The sequence below is a fragment of the Serratia proteamaculans genome (assembly GCF_946227095.1).
Classification (GTDB): domain Bacteria; phylum Pseudomonadota; class Gammaproteobacteria; order Enterobacterales; family Enterobacteriaceae; genus Serratia; species Serratia proteamaculans_E.
The window spans coordinates 65089-81818 of record NZ_CAMISV010000010.1 but is presented as its reverse complement, the minus strand read 5'-3'; the positions used below and the strand labels follow the sequence as shown (position 1 = coordinate 81818).

Below are 16730 nucleotides of genomic sequence, written 5' to 3'. Positions count from 1 at the left end.
ATAAAACATAGAGCCATTCAGTGTTTGGATCTGTTTGGTTGAAAAGGATAATTTATGAAGAAACCATTTATCGCTTTAGCCGTTACTTTACTGGTAAGCGGTTGTTCAACATTGAAAACCGATCAGGCAATACCCTTGCTGCAGGCGGAAACGGCAAAAATGCTCGGCTTGGGTTCATCGGACGAAATTACCGTGACCAATGTTAATGGTGCTCAACCCGATGCGCTGGGCGGGCAAAAGCTTTCTTACCGCGCCACCACTGAGAAAGGACGGATCTTCGATTGTTCCTCGATGATGATGCCAGGGTTTTTAGGATCGGCAGCCACATTGAGCGCGCCAAGTTGCACCCCGGTTGTCACGCATAAATAATCCACCAACGCCTACAGGGATATTTGGCCTGAAGTCACAATAAGTTTGGTATCGAGGCGTTAGCGCTGGGGGGCAATAAGCTGGCGTCTCGATGGCAATCAGTTTGTGTACAAGACATTACGTAACCTGCACCCTCTAATACATTGAATTTTTCATATAAATAATAACTTTGATGGCATCAGGATAATTGAGCCGGAGATAACATGAAAGATAAAGCATCGCATCACTTAGCGGTAAGAAAACCGCTTTCCAAAGTTTACCTCGCACTGTTTTCTGCACCACTGATATTGATTGGACCTGCTGATATAGCCCGGGCCGATGATGCTATTTTTGATGGCGAATCTAAAGTTACAGAATCTTTGGCCTACGCCGGTAATGTTTATGTTGGCCGCAATCAAAGCGGGAACCTATTGATCGATAATGGCGAGGTTAATGCCTATAACATCAATATTGGCACCCGTTCAGACGGCAAAATTTATGAAAGTCTGGTCACGGTCAGAGGACCGAACGCGGTATTGAGCGCCATCAACGATCAATATGTTCTGCGCGGCAGTTTAAATCTCGGGCAGGGAACATTGCGGGTTGAAGAGGGCGCACTGGCCAGTGCGAAAGAAATTATCGTCGGTACCACCGGCGGTTACGACAGCCATCTGAATGTTAAAGGTGCCGGCTCCAGGGTTATCAGCGACAGGCTTGGCATCGGTTTCGGGCAGGGTGCGCGTTCGACTCTGTTGATAGAGGATGGCGGGGTAGTGACCACCGCGGCGGCCGCCAGAATTGACAGCGGATTCATACCCGATGAGGCCGACAAGCTGGGCCCCAAAGCCACGGTGACTGGCAATAACTCTCAGTGGAACATCACCCAGGCACTCACCGCCAACGGCGATGTGGACGTGCTGAACGGTGGCGCGGTCAATGTTGGCAGTGCGCAGATTGCCGGGGTTTCAGGCTCACGCAAAACCGCTGAGTTGTATATCGCTGGCGAGGGCTCGCGCTTTACCAGTGCCAACAGTGTCAATGTCGGGGACTATGGTAACGGCGTGCTGTCGGTCGTTGATGGCGGCGTATTTTCCGCCGGTGCTAACGAACTGCGGTTGGGTGACACCGGATCGGGCTCGAACAGGGGCGCATTAATCATCGGCAGCCGCGGCAACATGGATACTGGCAGCGGCTTGACCGAACCCACGCTCGGTGCGGCGGGAGGTGCGGGGACTGTCGATACCCAAACGGTCGTCAATCTGCGCGGTGGGTTGTTCGGCAGTTACGTTTACTTTAATCACAATTCTGACAACTACGATTTCCGCAACAAAATGATGGGTGAAGGCGAGGTTATCAACACTGCCGGGCAAACGACGCTGAGCGGTGATCTGACTCAACTCAAGGCTAACGTGAGCGCTCGCGGCGGAAAAATCATCATTGGCAGCGATATCAATACGCAGAAAGAAGACAGCCCTTTCGACGTGCAGACGCTTAGCGCCGAAAATGGCGGGACGTTGATCCTTAATGCGACAGCCGGTTCTGACGTCAACAATGGCCAGGGTTACAGCAGTGCTGCATCGATCAAGTCCGGCGGTACCTTGGGCGGCAATGGCACCTTGGGTCAGACGGAAATTCAGTCCGGCGGCCATATTTCTCCCGGTGATGGCAACATCGGCACTTTGACGCTGAAGCGCTATCTGAATTTCATTGGTGAATCTTTCTACGACGTCGATATCGCCGGCGATGGCAGCAGTGACAAACTGGTTGTCACGGGTAAAACCACCATCAGCGATCAGGCGAAGGTGCAGGTGACCGCGTTGGACCCGCAAACCAGTTATCAGACCGGCCAAAGCTATCGTATTTTAACCTCGGAAGCTGGGATCGATGGGCAGTTCGCTGAAGCGGTCTCAAAATCTGCGTTTCTGGACGTTGCGCTCAACCACAGTGCGAATGCCGTGGATCTGACCATTGCGCAGAAAGGCGGCGGTGAGAATCCGGGTGGTGAAAATCCTGGCGGTGAGAACCCAGGTGGCGAAAACCCGGGCGGCGAGAATCCAGGTGGTGAGAACCCCGGCGGAGAAAATCCAGGGGGCGAGAATCCGGGAGAAGGCAGCGGCAAGCCCGGCATTTTCCAAACGGTGGCGCAAACCGGCAATCAGTGGAATACCGCCGGCGCACTCTCGACTCTGGCACAAGGCGGCCCTTCATTGGCCCTGTACAACTCTCTGTTGTTATTGAGTGCGCCGGAGGCGCGCGAGGCATTCAATCAACTGTCTGGCGAGGTCTATCCTTCCATGCAGTCTAACCTGATTGCCAGCAGCACCCAGTTGTTCAATGTCTTGAATCAGCGGATGTTGCGTGCGTTTGATAATGATCCGTTGCCCGTCCCCCCCTTGGCGATGACGCTGGTTCAGCCGGCGCGGGCTGAAAATAGCGGTGTATGGGGGCAGACGTTTGGTTCATGGGCAAGAAACAGTGGCAATGACAACGTGGGTAAACTGGATGGCAATACCAGTGGCTTCCTGTTGGGGGCGGACCACAAATTAGCTGACCACAGTATTCGCGTTGGGGGATATTTTGGTTATAGCCGCGGTGATTACAACATTGACAGCCGTCGCTCCAAGTCAGACAGCGATAATTATCACCTGGGTCTGTATGCCGCAGGACAGCAGGATGCCTTCTCGTTACGTGGGGCGCTGGGCTACACCTGGCACCGGCTGGAAAATGAACGCAACGTTAACTTCGGCAATTACTCGGATCGGCTTAAGGCGAACTATGACGCAGACTCACTGTTGGCATTCACCGAAGCGGGCTACCGTTTTGGGCAGACGGACGCGAACGTTGAGCCCTTTATCAATCTGAGCTACATCCGTTTGCATACCGATAATTTCCAGGAAAATGGCGGTGCCGCAGCGCTTAGCGTACGCAATGAAACGATGAATACCTTCTATTCAACGTTGGGCGTGCGCGGTACGGTTGAACTGCCGCAGAACGTCAGCCTTTACGGCTCATTGGGTTGGCAGCATGCCTACGGCGATAAAACCACGTCATCACGTATGGCCTTTGCCGGCAGCGACGCGTTTATCACACAAGGTACTGCGGTTGATGACAACCTGATGGTGGCGGACATTGGGGTGAGCGTGAAGTTGTCGCGATCCACCAGCCTGGATCTTGGCTATCAGGGGCAATACGGTTCTGATACTCAGGTAAATGCAGTCAATGCCAACCTCAGATGGTCATTCTGATTTTCTAAAGAATTAGGTTTTTATAACGGGGTATCGTTGGGCAACAGGCCATTGTTGCCTGGCGATATCTCGGCTCCCTGCAGCTGGCCGTCGTCCTCGGAGGAAGAGTGCTCAAGCAGCTTGAATAACTCGGTTCGCTCATCCCCGGTCAAGTCCCGCCATTCGCCCAGCGGCAGTCCTTCCAGAGTAATGTTCATAATGCGTACGCGCTCAAGTTTTGTGACTTCATAGCCAAAGTGTTTGCACATGCGGCGGATTTGGCGGTTAAGCCCCTGTACCAGCGTGATGCGAAATACCTGCGGGGCGTCTTTTTCCACCCGGCATTGTTTCGTCACTGTATCCAGTATCGGCACACCAGCACCCATAGCCTGAATAAACTCATCGGTCAGGGGGTTATTGACGGTGACCAGATACTCTTTTTCGTGATTATTACCGGCGCGGAGGATCTTATTGACCAGTTCGCCGTTATTGGTCAGGAAAATCAGCCCCTGAGAAGCTTTATCCAGGCGGCCGACGGGGAAGGTGCGTTGGCTGTGGTTAACAAAATCGCCGATGTTATCCCGCTCATGTTTTCCCATGCTGGTGAGAATGCCCACCGGTTTATTCAGCGCGATCAGTACCAGATCTTCGTCATCACGTGGTTCAATCAGCTGACCGTTGACACTCACCCGATCCCCGACAAATACCTGCGCGCCCACGTCGGCCAGGCGGTCGTTGATAAAAACCTGGCCCTGCTTGATATGACGATCGGCATGGCGACGGGAACAGATGCCGCTGTCGCTAATGTATTTGTTCAGGCGAATGGATGGTTGAGTCAACATGGTTTCCCCGTAAAACGCGGACTATACCTTACCCGGGGGGCATTGCGAAGGCCGCACCCTGGAGTGAACAGAGCGATAACGTTGAATTCGCCAGGGATCCCTTTTCTATGGCAGGATAACCTTACAAAACGGATACCCACTCATTAAACGAGGCTGACTCATTGAATAAAATAGCACTTTCGTTCTCACTGACTCTGCTGCTTGCCGCATCCGCGATGCCTGTGCAGGCGAAGCAAAATTCATCCCTTAAGTCGCCGGCATCAGGTGTGTTATGTGACAGTTACGCCTGCGCGAACGGCACCGATGGTATTTCCCGCGAATTGACCGAAAAGTATCTCGGCAAGAAAGCCGCCACCAAGCTGTATTCACAAGGTAACTTCGACCCGACTGAGTTTACCTTCGCCAATGGCATTTTCTGCGATGTCAAAGAGCGACTGTGCCGCGAGGATCGCTATTATGGTGAAGGCGGTAAACGCAGCGGGGCCGTTTCCAAGAAATACACCGAGCTGCTTTTCGGCCTCTAAACTGCCAGAGTCTGGCAGTTGCATTAACTAACTTATGGAGTGAGTTACAATGATAAAATCTGCTGCCAAGATGATGTTGTTAATGCTTTTTTCGCTATTTCTGACGGCTTGCACTGGCAGTGATAATACTGCTGGTTCGTCATCAAATTCAGTAACCGGCCAGCAGAAGCCGCAAACCAATTTCGCCAGGGTTAAATTTGATGTTGATGCAGAGGGGCGTGTTCAGAACATTCGCATTATTAAGTCTCATCCCAGCGGTATTTTTGACAATGAGATGAGGGTGGCAATGCAGAAGTGGCGTTATGAAAGCGATAAACCTAAGAAAGATGTCATTGTTAACATCCGTTTTAAAAAAGAGAGTCCTGCAGTAAGTGAATCATTTTAGTTTTTTCTGCACTGCTAGCGCAGGCCAACGAGTGCGAGTGAATGGCAAGCTTTGGCTCACCCGCGGCATCAAAGCTGCGTTCTTACCACTCATCTGACGTAGCGGCTGCAGTGCTTCACTCATACGATTTCATTCATCACCGACCTTCACCACCAAAGTATTCAGCGGCGTAAGAGTTTGCCCGGTGCTGCCGGTCGGCGTCATGCGCGGGATCGGTTGGCCGCTGTCGCTTTCGACCAGCGTTGATTTCGCCTCTTGCGCATCAAACAGATAATCCTCACCCCACTGGCGCAGGCCGACGATCACCGGGAACAGGGCGCGCCCTTTGTCGGTGAGAATATATTCCTGATAGGCGCTGCCGTCCGAGGCGGGTGCAATCTCCAAAATGCCGTGCGCCACTAGGGTGCGCAGCCGGGTAGAGAGGATATTCTTCGCCATCCCCAGTCCCTTCTGAAATTCGCTGAAACGGCGCACGCCGTCGAAGGCATCGCGCACAATCAGCAGCGACCACCAGTCACCAATCACATCCAGCGTACGTGCCACCGGGCACTGTGCATCTTCCAGACTTTTACGTTTCACGGCTTTCAATTCCTGTAGTGATATCTGGTTGCATTATAAAACCTCCATGCGTAAAGTTCATTGGGTTTAATAATGAAACCACTTTGGGGCGAACGATGAGTGACAAAATGCTGGATGTGATTTGTGCATCTCAGGGGGGAGCGCAAAGCCGGCTGCCTGCTGCGTTGGTGCTGCTGTTGGCGGGGGCCAGCGCTTTTAGCGTGGCGAATGTCTATTACGCTCAGCCGCTGCTGGACGCCATTGCCCAGGATTTTAATATCAGCCTGGCGTCGGTGGGCATGGTGATCACCGTTACCCAGTTGGGTTGCGCTTTGGCACTGTTGCTGGTGGTGCCGTTGGGCGATCGGGTTAATCGCCATCGGCTGCTGGCGGTGCAGCAACTGCTGCTGATCACCGCACTGTGCGTGGTCGGTTGGGCGAACAGCAGCCTGTTATTACTGTTCGGCATGCTGTTGGTCGGGCTGCTGGGCACTGCCATGACTCAGGGGTTGATCGCTTTTGCTGCCACGTTGGCGGCGCCGCATGAGCGGGGACGGGTGGTGGGCGCAGCGCAAGCCGGGGTTGTCCTCGGCCTGTTGCTGGCGCGTACGCTTTCCGGTGCACTGGCGGATTTGGGCGGCTGGCGAGCGGTTTACTTCTTCTCGGCGGCGATAACCTTGATCCTGTTGCCGGTATTGGCGCGTTTGTTGCCTGCACCGCGTACGCCGCCATCATCGCTCAGTTACCCGGCGCTGTTGCGATCAATGCTGACGCTGCTGTGGCGCGACCGTACGCTACAGATCCGCGGCATGCTGGCGCTGCTGATGTTTGCAGCATTCAGTATTTTCTGGAGTGCACTGGTTCTGCCACTCAGTCAGGCGCCGTTTAATTTTTCACATTCGGTGATTGGCGCGTTTGGTTTGGTGGGGGCGGTGGGCGCACTGGCGGCGGTACGGGCTGGGCATCTGGCCGATCGCGGTTTGGGGCAGGTGGCGAGCGGGGTTTGTCTGTTGTTACTGGTGTTGGCCTGGTTACCACTCGGCATGCTGAGTAACGGGTTGGGGTGGCTGATTGTGGGCATAGTGCTGCTCGATCTGGCGGGGCAGGCCATTCATGTGCTGAATCAGAGCCTGATTTTCAGCGCACATCCGCAGGCCCATAGCCGGTTAGTCGGCTGTTATATGCTGTTTTACGCGGTCGGCAGCGGGTTTGGTGCCTTTGCCAGCACCCACGTATTTGCCCTGGCGGGCTGGTCTGGCGTGTGTTGGCTGGGGGCGGGTGTCAGCCTGATCGCCCTGTTGTTCTGGGGGCTGACGCTGCGTGCGATGCCGGCCTCAGGCACGACGCATTAACCGGTATCCTTTCGGTTCTGGGACAGGAGTCACATATAAAATTCAGTACCCCCATTGTTTGTCATAATTCACCGCGATACTGTTGTGCAATCTGGTTTAAACCAATTGAGTGAGCTATGGAAAACAACTCCACCGTTGAACTGGCCAAGCAAAGGCTTAATGACTGGCTGAGTCAGGGCGCGATAGCCCCCGGTGACAAGCTTCCTTCGGAGCGAGAACTGGGGGAGTTGCTGAACATTAAGCGCATGACGCTACGTCAGGCGCTGCTGTTCCTGGAAAGCGAGTCGAGAATATTCCGCAAGGATCGTCGGGGCTGGTTTGCGGCACTGCCGCGGTTTAACTACAACCCCAACTCGTCTACCAGCTTCAAACAGGCGGCCATCGAGCAGGGGCGCTTTCCTTCCTGGGGCTATATGACCAAGGAGCGGGTCTTGACGGCCCCGGCGGCTATTGGCGATTTACTGCAGGTGAGTGAAGGGGCTGAGATCTACCAGATCTGTGGCTGGGGGGCACTGGATAATCACATCGTGTTTTATCACGAAACCTTTATCAACCCGCTGGTGGCTCCCGACTTTATCGAACGTCTGGGTGAGAACTCATTTGCCGAAGTGTGGGAAAACGCCTACGGCATCCCCACTCGTACCCGTCACCTGGCGTTTAAACCTACCCGATTATCCGGCGATGCCTGCAAGGTGATGGGCGGCAACGCCAGCACGCCGTCGATTCTGGTAGAGAAGCATCGTGCCGATGCCCAACGCCGTATCGTACAGGTGGATATCGAATACTGGCGTTTCGAGTCGGTGGATTTTTTCATTAACTTATAGGTGAACACCATGGATCGCTTAACGGCGGAGAAAGTCCTTCTGCGGGCGCAGAATTTGCCCCTTTACCTGCATGCCTACGCTTTTCATCTCAATATGCGCATGGAGAAAATCCTGCCAGAGGATCTGCTAACCATTGCTCATCAGCAGCAACTGCGCGGCGTGAAAGTGCATGTATTAGACGGAGAAAGTCAGGCGCTTTGTCATGCCGATGATGCCCGCTTACGCAACTTTGGTGAGCAGGCGCAGCGCTATGGGCTGGATATTCATATCGAAACCAGCGCCTCCGACTCGCAGACTATCGATCAGGCGGTGAATATCGCCCTTAAATCCGGTGCCAGTTCGGTGCGCTTTTATCCGCGCTATCAGGGGCCATTGCAGGATGTATTGGCACGTATCGCGGCAGATATTCAGTACATCAAGCAGCGTTATCAGCACTCGGGTCTGAGTTTTACTCTGGAGCAGCACGAAGATCTCAAGAGTCATGAACTGGTTAGCCTGGTCCGGGCGGCAGAGTTTCCTCAACTTTCCCTGTTGTTCGATTTCGCCAACATGATTAACGCCAACGAAGAGCCGCTGTCGGCATTGGCGACAATGGCCGGAGAAATCACCCAGGTGCATATCAAGGATGCGCTGATTGTGCGTGAGGATAAGGGCATGGGGCACCGGGCCTGCATTTCCGGGCAGGGGGACTTACCCTTCCGCGAACTGTTGCTGGGGCTAATTTGTTTGGGCGACGAGCGGCCGCAGGTCACCGCTTATGGGCTGGAAGAAGAAGTGGATTATTACGCGCCGCCGTTTCGTTTCACCGATGAGGGTGATAACCCGCCTATCCCATGGCGCGAAATGAGTGAAACCGCGTTACCGGCGCAAGGACTGGAAGAACGACTAAAAAAAGAGTCTCAGGATGCTTTAAATCAAATTCACCATGTTCGCATCATTATTAACAGTTTGACGCAGCAAGCCCGGGAACGGCTAACCCCGGCATAATATAATAACGAAATTTATAAATTACATATTCTCGCTGATGTGGAGATGTGCTCGTCCCGTCACCGAGGTCACAACACTGCTTAATTATCTATTGGCTGTGAGGGAATGATGCTGACTAAAAAAAGATGGGCGCTATTTAGCTTGTTGGTCTTATGTGGCGGGACAATATATAAATTGCCCTCCCTTAAGGATGCTTTTTATGTGCCGATGCAAGAGTATTTCCACCTGAGTAACGGAGAAATTGGTAACGCCATGTCGGTCAACTCGATTGTGACCACCATTGGCTTCTTCTTATCGATTTATTTTTCCGATCGTCTGCCGCGCCGCTTTACCATGTCGTTTTCACTGATCGCTACCGGTTTACTCGGTATTTACCTGTCCAGCATGCCGGGCTACTGGGGCATTCTGTTTGTCTGGGCTCTGTTTGGCGTCACCTGCGACATGCTGAACTGGCCGGTGCTGCTCAAATCGGTGAGCATGCTGGGGGATAATACCCAGCAGGGGCGGCTGTTCGGCTTCTTCGAAACCGGACGTGGCGTGGTGGATACCGTGGTGGCGTTTTCCGCACTGGCATTGTTTACCGCCTTTGGCAGCGGCTACCTTGGTTTCAAAGTGGGGATACTGTTTTATTCGGCGATCGCCATTATTGTGGGGGTTATTATTCTGTTGGTGATGAAAGAAAGCCCAGAAGAGAAAATATCATCTCCAAGCGAAGTGCCGGTCGATAAAAAACCGGGCATGAGCAGCGTATTAAAAAATAAAACGGTCTGGCTGATTGCCTTCAGCGTTTTCTGTGTTTATGCGGTGTATTGTGGGCTGACGTTCTTTATTCCTTTCCTGAGCCATGTTTATGCATTACCGATTGCACTGGTTGGGGCCTACGGGATCATTAATCAGTATTGCCTAAAAATGGTGGGTGGGCCGATTGGCGGTTTGATTGCGGACAAAGTATTAAAATCCCCCAGCAAGTATTTATTCTATACCTTTATTATCAGCGCTGTTGCGCTGGCATTATTGATCCTGTTGCCGCATGAGCAAATGCCGGTTTATCTGGGCATGGCCTGTACGCTGGGATTTGGTGCGGTGGTCTTTACTCAGCGCGCGGTGTTCTTCGCACCGATCGGCGAGGCGGGGATTGATGAAGAACACACCGGTGCGGCGATGGCGCTAGGCAGCTTTATCGGTTACGCCCCGGCGATGTTTTGTTTCAGCCTGTATGGCCACATTCTCGATGCCTTCCCCGGGCTAACCGGCTACAAGATTGTCTTCGGCCTGATGGGTATGTTTGCCTGCGCCGGGATCATCGTGTCGGGGCTGTTGGTTAGAAATATCCGCGCACGCGGCAAATTGACCCCGGCGGTTTCTGCCGCCTGATTTGGGGACTATGGATGGGCACGGTACAACACGCCGTGCCCTTACTTGGTCGGCGAGTGCATCAGGTAATAGTCTTCCGCGCCGTCATTGCCGGTGGTGATCGTTCGCCAGCCGTGTTTATGATAAAACGCCAGCGCCTTCTCATTCTTGACCAGACATTTCAGCGAGCCAGTGGCGGTAAACGTCTGCTCCGCTGCCTGCAGCAGTGCGCTGCCGACGCCCAGGGGCGGCAGGTGAGGGTCGACATACAGATTGTGAATAAAGTTATCCTGACGATAAATCGAGACAAACCCCAGTCGCTTTCCCCTTTCTTCCGCCACCCAAATATCCTCGCCCAACGTCGAACGATCGAAATCTTCCAGTCGGTAACCTTCGGTATCACGCCAGGGGAACGCTGCTTTGCGTGATGCCAGGTACAGGGTGCGCAGGAACGGACGGTCGGCCTCCTGGTATTTTCTTATTTGCATGGCGTCTCCTTTTTATTTTTTGACACTATAGCGCGATTGACCTCACCGGCGGCAACCCCAATAATGGCCGTCTTGACTCGGGGTGCCTCTAGGGGCTGAGATTTTACCCGTATTACCTGATCTGGATTATGCCAGCGTAGGGAAGTCTCGGTGCCCCCACCGGTACCCGCCTTCTTGAACGCCGGTTGGGAGGAATATGTTCGCTCGACCTGATGCTTTACCCGGCGCTCACGCCGCGGCTTGTTTGACCCAATTTAAACGCCAACCCCCCTTGATTCACTGCCTGACCAACGAAGTGGTGCAGGAGCTGACGGCAAACGTATTGCTGGCGCTCGGCGCTTCCCCCGCGATGGTGGTGGAGCCGACCGAAGCGGCACAGTTCAGCCGGCTGGCGGATGCTTTGTTGGTTAATATCGGCACCCTCAATGCCTCGCGGGCCGAATCCATGCTGGCAGCGGTAGAGGCCGCCAATGCGGCAGGCACCCCCTGGACGCTGGATCCGGTCGCCGTCGGCGGGCTGGTGTACCGTACTGCATTTGCCCAGCGTTTGCTGGGGGAAAAGCCGGCGGCAATTCGCGGCAATGCCTCTGAGATCATGGCGCTGAGCGGCATGCAGGCGAACGGTCGCGGCGTCGACAGCGCTGACGATTCACTGGCGGCTTTACCGGCGGCACGTGAACTGGCGCGGCTCAGCGGGGCGATAGTGGCAGTGACCGGCGTGGTGGATTATATCACCGACGGCCAGCGTGACTGGGCGGTCGCCGGAGGGGACGTGCTGATGACGCGAGTGGTGGGCACCGGTTGTGCGCTTTCTGCGGTGGTGGCGGCATTCTGCAGCCTGCCGGGCGATCGGCTGGACAACGTAGCCACCGCCTGCCGGGTGATGTCACTTTGCGGTGAGCGGGCCACGCGCGCTGCGGCCGGGCCTGGCAGTTTCACCCCGGCGTTTCTCGATGCCCTTTACCAACTGCGCCCGGAGGATCTGCAATGAAACGGATTAACGCGTTGACCATCGCCGGGACCGATCCGAGCGGCGGGGCCGGTATTCAGGCTGACCTGAAAGCTTTCTCTGCGCTGGGGGCCTACGGTGCCTCCGTGATCACCGCGCTGGTGGCGCAAAATACCCGCGGCGTGCAGTCGGTGTATAACATCGAACCGGCCTTTGTCGCCGCTCAACTTGATTCCGTGTTCAGCGATCTGCGTATCGACAGCACCAAGATTGGTATGCTGGCCAACGCCGACATTGTGCATGCGGTGGCGGAGCGTTTACGTCACTATCAGCCGTCGTTTGTGGTGCTGGATACGGTGATGCTGGCGAAAAGCGGTGATCCTTTGCTGGCACCGGAGGCGGTGGAGTCGATTCGCCGCGAGCTGTTGCCGCTGGTGTCGATCATCACGCCGAACCTGCCGGAAGCGGCGGCCCTGCTGGAATGTGCCCCGGCGGAAAACGAAAGCCAGATGCGTGAACAGGGGCGGGCACTGTTGGCGATGGGCTGCCAGGCGGTACTGATGAAGGGCGGCCATCTCAGCGAAAGTGAAAGTCCGGACTGGTTGTTCAGTGCGGGACTGGAGCAACGCTTTACTGCACCCCGCGTAGCGACCCGCCATACGCACGGCACCGGTTGCACGCTGTCTGCCGCATTGGCCGCGCTGCGTCCGCGTCATGACGACTGGGCTGGCACAGTTGCTGCCGCTAAGGATTATCTGCAAAAAGCCTTGCAGCAGGCCGATACGCTGGAAGTGGGGCACGGCATCGGGCCGGTGCATCATTTTCACGCCTGGTGGTGAGTCAACTTTTTAGCCGTGCTGTGGTCTGACTAGATTCAGGCCCGGTTTTGGCCGGGTGCGATCGAATTCAATCAAGGGAGAAGGGCATGACAGGACAAAACGCACTTCGTGGCGCCATCTTCGGCGCGTTACTCAGCTTCAGCGTGGGCAGCTTCGCCCAACAGATTGTCACCACTTCGGACGTGATCCAGCAGCCGGGCTATCAGACCAGTTGGCAGAACATGGTGAAGGGGCAGGCCCGTTTGCCGGGCTGGGCGCGCAAAGGGGTAGGGACTTCAACCCCAGCGCAAAGCCTGAGCTGGAAGGGCCAGGATTATTTGGTGGGCAATGTGTGCAAGCCCCACGACTGTGCCAACAACTTTATGATGGTGGCGTTTAAAGAAGACAAGTCGCAGGCCTGGGCGGTTCGCGTTGAAGTGGCGAACAAGCCGGGAGCGGTTGATCATCCGAAGAAATACGCCAAATACCAATGGCTGGGCAAGCCGGATGAGGACATGAAGGCGCTGCTCAAACAACAGTTCGAGAATAATCCGGACTGGAAATAAGCCGATTGGGGCATCCCCCTCTCCAGGGGGAGAGGGCCGGGGTGAGGGGGATTTCGCGTCAGTATGTATCCCCTCACCCAAAGGAGAGGGGATAAACGGGCAAGCGTTAGTTAATGCGGTCAGCCGATACCGGCCTGATGCAGGTCGTGCAGGTTGATCGCGCCCACCAGTACGCCATCCAGATTGACTACCGGCGCGGCGCTAATGTGCTGTTCGTGCAACGCTTCCAGTGCTTCTCCGGCGCGCCATTGTTCCGGCAAACGGTAGCCGGGCCGGGTGATCGCTGGGCTTAATGCATCCTGCAGGCTATTGCCTTTCACCAGCCAACGACGCAGGTCGCCGTCGGTAAACACCCCCACCACTTTCTGCTGTGCGTCACACACCGGCACTAACCCCAGCCCGGTGCGACTTAGTTCGAGCATCGCTTCCATCACGTTGGCATTTTCACTGACCTGCGGCAGGCGATCGCCGGTGCGCATCAGGTGATGCACCCGGTTCAACAGGCGTGCGCCCAGGCTGCCGCCCGGATGCGAACGGGCAAAGTCTTCGGCGTTGAAACCGCGTTGGCGCATCAGCGCCATTGCCAGTGCGTCGCCCATCATCAGCGTATTGACCGCACTGGAGGTCGGTGCCAATCCCATCGGGCAAGCCTCACGTTCAACGCTGATGTCCAGCACGCAGGCCGCCGCCTGTGCCAGCGGTGACTCTTTGCCACCGGTAATAGCGATCACCGGGATGTTATTCTCCGCCAGTAGCGGCAGGATCAGATCCAGTTCTTTGGCGCGGCCGGAATAGGAGATAAACACCACCACGTCGTCGGCACCGATCATGCCGAGATCGCCGTGCAGCGCCTCTGCCGGGTGGACGAAGAAGGACGGGGTGCCGGTACTGGCCAGCGAGGCGGCAATTTTTTTGCCAATATGACCGGATTTACCGATGCCGGAAATCACCGCCTTGCCGCGGCAGTTCAGCAGCAGTTCGCAGGCGCAGACGAAGTTGTCGTCCAGTCGCGCCAGCAGGCGTTGTGCTTCGGTCAACTCAATTTCCAGCGTTTCGCGGGCAAAGGCCAGCAAGGCAGCGGCGTTACTCATCAAAATCTCCTACCAGAATGATATTGATCCCTTTCGCTTGCAGCGCGGCGAGGTAATCCGGGTTGATGTTTTTATCGGTGATCAGCGTGTCTACGGCGCTCAGATCGCAGACCACGTTCGGGCTTTTGCGACCAAACTTTGACGAATCCACCAGCAGGATAATACGGCTGGCGGCTTCACACATCGCCTTGCTGACGTTATGCACTTCGTTAAAGGTGGTGACACCGGCGTTAAGATCCACGCCGTCTGCTCCGATAAACAGCTTGTCGAAGCTGAACTGCTGGAAAGCCGATTCGGCCAGGCTGCCGTGGAAGGACGCCGATTTTTTGCGGTAGGTGCCGCCGGGCATCAGGATGGTCTGGTCGTTATCCAGCTCTACCAGCGCATTGACGATATGCAGGCTGTTGGTCATCACCGTGATGTTATTGAACTGCGCCAGATGCGGCACCATTTGCAGCACCGTACTGCCGGCATCGAAAATCAGCGAGTCGCCGTCGTTGATCAGCTTAATGGCAGCGTAGGCGATCTGGCGTTTTTTTTCGGTATTGATGTGGGTTTTGCGGTCGATGGGCTGGTCGCCATCGTCGCGGCTGAGCACCACGCCGCCGTAGGTGCGGATCACCTCGCCTTCGTCTTCCAGCAGGGTGAGATCTTTACGAATGGTGGTGCCAGTGGTGGCGAAATGTGCCGCCAGGGCATCCACTGCCGTTTTGCCATGTCGCTGCAGATATTCAAGGATAGCGGCCTGTCGCTGCTTTGGTTTCATAGCCCGTCCTGTTCACAAGAGTTGAGCATTTCCCTTCAACGAATAATTCAATATGAAAGGTAATGTCTTTTAATGTGAAAATATCATGATTTAGGGGCAATCGCTAACGATAGTGCAGCCTGGCATGCGTGATCCTCGGGGAAGATCACATCCGGGTGCAGATCCCGCTGGTGCAGGCCATGCAGCCGGGCGATCGACCGGGGTTGGGCAAAAATGGTCAGGCCGCGCATCAACATGCTGCCGCAGACCCGTTGTTCGGTGTCGAAGGCCAATGCCAGCACCACCCGTGGCCGAAAGCGCCCGCCAGAACGTCCGACACCGACGCGGCCCAGTTGGCACAGGCCGTCGAAGGCGCGGTTGAAACGCTGGAGCTGCCACCAACCGAGCGCGATTTGCAGCAGCCAGGCCAGTACGGCGAAGATGATCAATGCCTGGGTCATAGTGTCTCCTGTTTATTTGCCCTCTCCAGACGGAGAGGGCAACCTAACCTAATCAGAACATCACCTGACCGCCGGTGATGTTGATCGACTGGCCCGTGCAATAAGACGCTTTATCGCTGGCGTAAAACAGCAGGGTATTCAGCACGTCCTGGTAATCGCAACCGCGTTTCAGCGGCACCTTGTCGGTGTAATATTTTTCAACTTCATCCGGCGCGATCCCCAGTTTTTGTGCGTACTGCGGCAGCAGCGACTGGAACATGGGCGACTTCAGCAGGTTACCGAGCATCAGCGAATGTACGGTGATGCCGTACTCCGCCAGATCGAGCGCCAGTGACTGGGTCAGCCCCACACCGCCGAACTTGGCGGCGCTGTAGCCTGAGTTGTGCTTGCTACCGACCTTGCCGGACTTGGAGTTGATCTGAATGATGCGCCCGGCAACGCCGTCGCGGATCATCAGGCGGGAAAACTCGCGGGCGCAGAGGAAATAGCCCACCAGATTGACCTGCAACGAACGATCGAAATCCCCTAATGGAAAATCGGTGATCGGCGCGGCCTTGGCGATACCGGCGCTGTACACCAACAGATTGGCCTGGCCAAATTGGTTATCTACCGCCGCCGCCAGGGCAATGACGCTCTGTTCATCGGTAGCATCGGCCTGGAAACCCTGCGCGATGCCAGCGCCGTATTGGTGGTTAATCTGCTGCGCCACCTGTCGGGCGTTATCCGCGTTTAAATCGGCTACCGCCACGCGGTAACCCGCCTGCGCCAGTCCCAGGCACAAAAATGCACCTAATGTTTGGCCTCCGCCAATCACTACAGCTACTTCAGACATGGTCTACTCCTTATGCGATAAATTTCAGCGTACTGCCTAACGGGATATCAACCGGCGTGGTACCGGCTACGTGGATAGAACCGGGGAATTCGGCCTGATTTTCCCCGTCGAAACGCACGGTAAGGTGGCCCAGTTCACGCAGGTTTTGGCTGGCGACCTCGCCAACGGCGGTAATCGGATAACGCTGCTCCGCCAGCTCCATCCAGCCGCCGGTCTGCAGTTCGCCGAGGGTATTGCCGTGCCGGTGGATGAAGCAAAACTCTTCGATGTCTGCCGGTGCCCCCTCACGGAAGGTGATCAGCATGTCGTCCAGCAATGCATCGCGGGCACTGTCGCCAATCTGGGTGATGGTGGTTTGGAAAATAGTGTTCATAGCTAGCCCC

19 protein-coding genes and 1 riboswitch are annotated in these 16730 nt (G+C 55.5%); of the genes, 11 read left to right on the top strand and 8 right to left on the bottom strand.

What is annotated here, in order from left to right; genetic code table 11:
• The first annotated feature begins 54 nt into the window (after window positions 1-54).
• A complete protein-coding gene (locus OC597_RS19110) occupies window positions 55-369 on the top strand; it encodes a putative periplasmic lipoprotein (protein ID WP_085118217.1) in 315 nt (104 codons plus the stop codon).
• A 203-nt stretch (window positions 370-572) separates the two neighbouring features.
• Window positions 573-3593, top strand: a complete 3021-nt coding sequence (locus OC597_RS19105) for an autotransporter outer membrane beta-barrel domain-containing protein (RefSeq protein WP_262210034.1) — start codon at window positions 573-575, stop codon at window positions 3591-3593.
• A 20-nt stretch (window positions 3594-3613) separates the two neighbouring features.
• Here the strand turns inward: OC597_RS19105 and rluF are convergent, their stop codons facing one another.
• Window positions 3614-4414, bottom strand: coding sequence for a 23S rRNA pseudouridine(2604) synthase RluF (gene rluF, locus OC597_RS19100; RefSeq protein WP_262210033.1), 801 nt, complete (start codon window positions 4412-4414; stop codon window positions 3614-3616).
• Between the two features lie 215 nt (window positions 4415-4629).
• Here rluF and OC597_RS19095 point away from each other — a divergent pair, with 215 nt between their 5' ends.
• Window positions 4630-4938: a YcgJ family protein gene (locus tag OC597_RS19095; protein ID WP_261259269.1), complete on the top strand. Its 309-nt coding sequence runs from the start codon at window positions 4630-4632 to the stop codon at window positions 4936-4938.
• A gap of 49 nt (window positions 4939-4987) precedes the next feature.
• Window positions 4988-5323, top strand: a complete 336-nt coding sequence (locus OC597_RS19090; protein WP_262210032.1) for a TonB family protein — start codon at window positions 4988-4990, stop codon at window positions 5321-5323.
• Window positions 5324-5452: 129 nt separating this feature from the next.
• On the opposite strand, the gene OC597_RS19085 is transcribed toward OC597_RS19090, so the two are convergent.
• Window positions 5453-5902, bottom strand: a complete 450-nt coding sequence (locus tag OC597_RS19085) for a winged helix-turn-helix transcriptional regulator (RefSeq protein ID WP_261285905.1) — start codon at window positions 5900-5902, stop codon at window positions 5453-5455.
• Window positions 5903-5997: 95 nt separating this feature from the next.
• On the opposite strand from OC597_RS19085, the gene OC597_RS19080 reads away from it, so the two are divergent.
• The 4 genes from OC597_RS19080 to OC597_RS19065 all read left to right on the top strand — a co-directional run bounded on the left by OC597_RS19080 (window position 5998) and on the right by OC597_RS19065 (window position 10418).
• Complete coding sequence (locus tag OC597_RS19080; protein ID WP_262210031.1) at window positions 5998-7233, top strand: MFS transporter; 1236 nt, start codon at window positions 5998-6000, stop codon at window positions 7231-7233.
• A 116-nt stretch (window positions 7234-7349) separates the two neighbouring features.
• Entirely contained in the window at window positions 7350-8057 is a 708-nt protein-coding gene (locus tag OC597_RS19075; protein WP_261425758.1) for a GntR family transcriptional regulator, read from the top strand.
• 9 nt (window positions 8058-8066) lie between these two features.
• Complete coding sequence (locus tag OC597_RS19070; RefSeq protein ID WP_262210030.1) at window positions 8067-9044, top strand: sugar phosphate isomerase/epimerase family protein; 978 nt, start codon at window positions 8067-8069, stop codon at window positions 9042-9044.
• Window positions 9045-9152: 108 nt separating this feature from the next.
• Window positions 9153-10418, top strand: a complete 1266-nt coding sequence (locus OC597_RS19065) for an MFS transporter (protein WP_262210117.1) — start codon at window positions 9153-9155, stop codon at window positions 10416-10418.
• 41 nt (window positions 10419-10459) lie between these two features.
• On the opposite strand, the gene OC597_RS19060 is transcribed toward OC597_RS19065, so the two are convergent.
• Window positions 10460-10885, bottom strand: coding sequence for a GNAT family N-acetyltransferase (locus OC597_RS19060; RefSeq protein WP_261259026.1), 426 nt, complete (start codon window positions 10883-10885; stop codon window positions 10460-10462).
• A 68-nt stretch (window positions 10886-10953) separates the two neighbouring features.
• Window positions 10954-11045, top strand: a riboswitch (TPP riboswitch).
• Window positions 11046-11081: 36 nt separating this feature from the next.
• Between OC597_RS19060 and thiM the strand changes: the two genes are divergently transcribed.
• The 3 genes from thiM to OC597_RS19045 all read left to right on the top strand — a co-directional run bounded on the left by thiM (window position 11082) and on the right by OC597_RS19045 (window position 13218).
• On the top strand, window positions 11082-11876 hold the full coding sequence (gene thiM, locus OC597_RS19055) for a hydroxyethylthiazole kinase (RefSeq protein ID WP_262210029.1): 795 nt from the start codon (window positions 11082-11084) through the stop codon (window positions 11874-11876).
• Window positions 11873-12673 carry a bifunctional hydroxymethylpyrimidine kinase/phosphomethylpyrimidine kinase gene (gene thiD / locus OC597_RS19050; protein ID WP_262210028.1) on the top strand — a complete coding sequence of 267 codons (801 nt, stop codon included), beginning with the start codon at window positions 11873-11875 and terminating at the stop codon, window positions 12671-12673. The genes thiM and thiD overlap by 4 nt, the downstream gene beginning before the upstream one ends.
• Window positions 12674-12759: 86 nt before the next feature.
• A complete protein-coding gene (locus tag OC597_RS19045) occupies window positions 12760-13218 on the top strand; it encodes an inhibitor of vertebrate lysozyme family protein (RefSeq protein ID WP_262210026.1) in 459 nt (152 codons plus the stop codon).
• Between the two features lie 119 nt (window positions 13219-13337).
• On the opposite strand, the gene gutQ is transcribed toward OC597_RS19045, so the two are convergent.
• The 5 genes from gutQ to srlB form a co-directional block, all read right to left on the bottom strand.
• A complete protein-coding gene (gene gutQ, locus OC597_RS19040) occupies window positions 13338-14309 on the bottom strand; it encodes an arabinose-5-phosphate isomerase GutQ (protein WP_261285900.1) in 972 nt (323 codons plus the stop codon).
• Window positions 14302-15075 (bottom strand): glucitol operon DNA-binding transcriptional repressor SrlR, encoded by a 774-nt coding sequence (srlR, locus tag OC597_RS19035; RefSeq protein WP_099062630.1) that lies wholly within the window; start codon window positions 15073-15075, stop codon window positions 14302-14304. The genes gutQ and srlR overlap by 8 nt, the downstream gene beginning before the upstream one ends.
• An 83-nt stretch (window positions 15076-15158) precedes the next feature.
• Window positions 15159-15515 (bottom strand): transcriptional regulator GutM, encoded by a 357-nt coding sequence (gene gutM / locus OC597_RS19030; protein WP_262210025.1) that lies wholly within the window; start codon window positions 15513-15515, stop codon window positions 15159-15161.
• A 52-nt stretch (window positions 15516-15567) separates the two neighbouring features.
• On the bottom strand, window positions 15568-16347 hold the full coding sequence (gene srlD / locus OC597_RS19025) for a sorbitol-6-phosphate dehydrogenase (protein WP_261259033.1): 780 nt from the start codon (window positions 16345-16347) through the stop codon (window positions 15568-15570).
• Between the two features lie 10 nt (window positions 16348-16357).
• Window positions 16358-16720, bottom strand: coding sequence for a PTS glucitol/sorbitol transporter subunit IIA (gene srlB, locus OC597_RS19020; RefSeq protein WP_099062627.1), 363 nt, complete (start codon window positions 16718-16720; stop codon window positions 16358-16360).
• Between the last annotated feature and the right edge of the window lie 10 nt (window positions 16721-16730).